The following is a 2,604-nucleotide window of genomic DNA, read 5'->3' as shown; positions in this document are numbered from 1 at the left end:
CGCCGCACCGCATTCGCGCCGACCACGAGCTGCGCGTATTGCTGGGCGCCGCCCGCCGACAGATCTGACGTGATCGGGCGGGCGTGGTCGAGCCCGACCACCGCGCCGCGCGGGGTTTCCGAGATCATGTTGTTGTTGATCAGCGCGGAGCCTGCGCCCGGCACCACCGAGACGCCGATGCCGATGAGAGCCTTGCGGACCACATTGCCCGTGATCGCAACGTCGCGCAGGTACTGGCCCCAGCCGGCGACGATGCCGAAGGTCGGTGCGTTCTCGATCACATTGCCGGTGACGGCGCTGTCCGCCTCGACATAGATGCCGATGCCGGCGCCGTCATTTGGGTCGGTACCGACGGGACGCTTCGGCAGCAGATTGCGGATGATGTTGCCCTGGACCACCGCGATGCGGCCACCCTCGTTGAAATTACACACGGAGACGCCGATCGCCGCGCCGTCGACGGTGTTGTTGGCGATCACAGCGGCCTCGAACGAGAACTCCGAGTAGAGCGCGACCTCGCGGACATTGCTGATGCTGTTGTCCGTGATGTGGATGTTGGAGGCCGAGTTGCCGCGCACCGCCGAGAAGTCGCAGTTGCTGATGCGGTTGCCGCGCACGATCACGTTGCCGGCGCGAAAGGCGTTGATGGCGTTGCCGTACTGCCCGGAGCCGCCCGGGCCGGCCTTGATGTCCTCGATGCGGTTATCGGCGACGATCGAGCCGTCATCGCCGATCGCGGTGCGCAGGATCTCGATGCCGTTGTCGTTGGTGCCCTTGATGGTGTTGCGTGCCACCATCAGGCCGAGCGCGTCGAACGACACTAGCGCCGTGCTCGCGATGTCGGTGAAGATGTTGTTGCTGACATCGCCCGACATCTGTTCGAACCAGATGCCGCTGCCGCCGCTGCCGATGAACTGGCAATCGGTGATGCGGATGTCGCGGCCGGACAAGCAATGTACGAGGCCGCGCCGCGCCGGCAGCGGAACCTTGCCGCCGTCGAAGCTGAGACCCATCAGCACGACGCCGCCGGCGCCTTCGCCTTCCAGCATCGAGGCGCCGCCGTTGAACACCAGCCGGCTGGCGCCGCGCACCCCGATCAACTGGCTGCCCGGCGCAAGCCGCAGCAGGCCGGTGCGATAGACGCCGGGCGGGAATGCCAGCGGCACCTGCGCACGCGCGGCATCATCGATCGCGCGCTGCAAATTGCGGGTCTGGTCGTCGGGGCTGCCGGGGCGAACGCCATATTGCGTGACGTCGCGGCCGAGCGAGCCGGTCGATGCCGCGGCGCGCGCCGCATCCGGCGACATCGCGAGCGCGCTGGCTGCGCCGGCGGCGGATGCTCCGATAAGATGGCGGCGGTTGACGTCCATGGGCATGGCCCTCGCAAACCTTCGCGAGCGGTGACGTTCGCGGGTCGAGTGGTAGCGCGAAATGCGGCGCGGCATGGTGAACACGCCGATGCAGCCGGGCGATTGTTGGCGATAGGGTTAATCGGGGATGCAGCGCTACTCTCTACCGTCATTGCGAGGAGCGATCGCGACGAAGCAATCCATTTCTCCGCTTGTGGCGAAAATGGATTGCTTCGCTCCGCTCGCAATGACGGCGTGAGATTCCGATTCACATGTCAAACAGCTTATTCGGTGTCATCACCCGCGAATGCGAATGCGGGTGATCCAGTATCCCGGAGACGCCAGTGCTTGAGCCGAGAGGCCGCGGCGTACTGGGTCGCCCGGTCCCGTCTACGCCAAGGCTTCGACGAGGCCATGAATGCCCAACACGCCGAAGCTTTAGCGAAGGCGGCGAGCCGGGCGATGACAGAGGTGGATGAGGACGCAGCTTTGCATTCTCGCGACATGAATCGCCCGAGCTTTGCATCTCGTTTCACCCTCTCCTTGAACGGAGGGCGCAGGGAAAGCCGGGTGCCGATCGCACCCATGGGCCCCGAGCAATGGGTAGAAAGCTCGGGGGTAGGACCACAGGTGTAACCGGAAACAGCCCGGCTCTCCCTGCGCGATGGCTTACGGCTTACTTCGTGCTCTCCTCGGCGAGACTGGGCTTGCTTGTCACCGCCTTCGCAAAAGCGCTTTCGCGCTTTGCGAGAGGACACCTACCACTAGGGCGTCAGGACCACACGACTTCACCGTCCGCTTCGCATGCGTTCGTCGCTCGCATGATCAGCGTCCACCGCATCCCGCCGCACGTTCGTGACGATCGCGATACGCCCCTCTTGCCGGGCGGGACAGCGGATTCTTAGTCGTGATTTGGGGTGCGTGTCAAGAATATTTCTTGAAATCAGAAATTGATCAAGGCCTGTTGAAACGTTTGGGCGTGCACTGATAGTGGCCCAGATGTCGGCTGTTGAGGTTAGGCAGAAACCTTGTGCTTGAGTGGAGCATTGCTGGCTTGACCCAAACCGGAAGTTTGACTGTAGCGAATTAGTTCTCAGGCCGAACAAGAGCTTAGAACCGGCTATTTCCGTTGCTGTCGAACAAGTTAGACGTCGGCCTTTCGGGCTGACCCCAGGCAGAAGTGTGCTGCACTCCGTAGCCAAACTGATGAACTTCCAGTCGGCCATCGCGACCCATGCTAGGGCACCGTTGCCCTAGA

At 63.4% G+C, this 2,604-nt stretch carries 1 protein-coding gene; it reads right to left on the bottom strand.

The window, feature by feature from the left end; all coding sequences use genetic code 11:
* Positions 1 to 1,367: TIGR03808 family TAT-translocated repetitive protein (locus H8A95_RS42465; RefSeq protein WP_229188376.1), on the bottom strand; the 1,367-nt coding region annotated here is incomplete at its 3' end.
* Positions 1,368 to 2,604: the final 1,237 nt, after the last annotated feature.

The sequence above is a fragment of the Bradyrhizobium oropedii genome (assembly GCF_020889685.1).
In the GTDB taxonomy this organism is placed as follows: Bacteria; Pseudomonadota; Alphaproteobacteria; order Rhizobiales; family Xanthobacteraceae; genus Bradyrhizobium; species Bradyrhizobium oropedii.
Note: the sequence above shows the minus strand (reverse complement) of the source record. Positions and strands in the feature narration are given on the sequence as shown.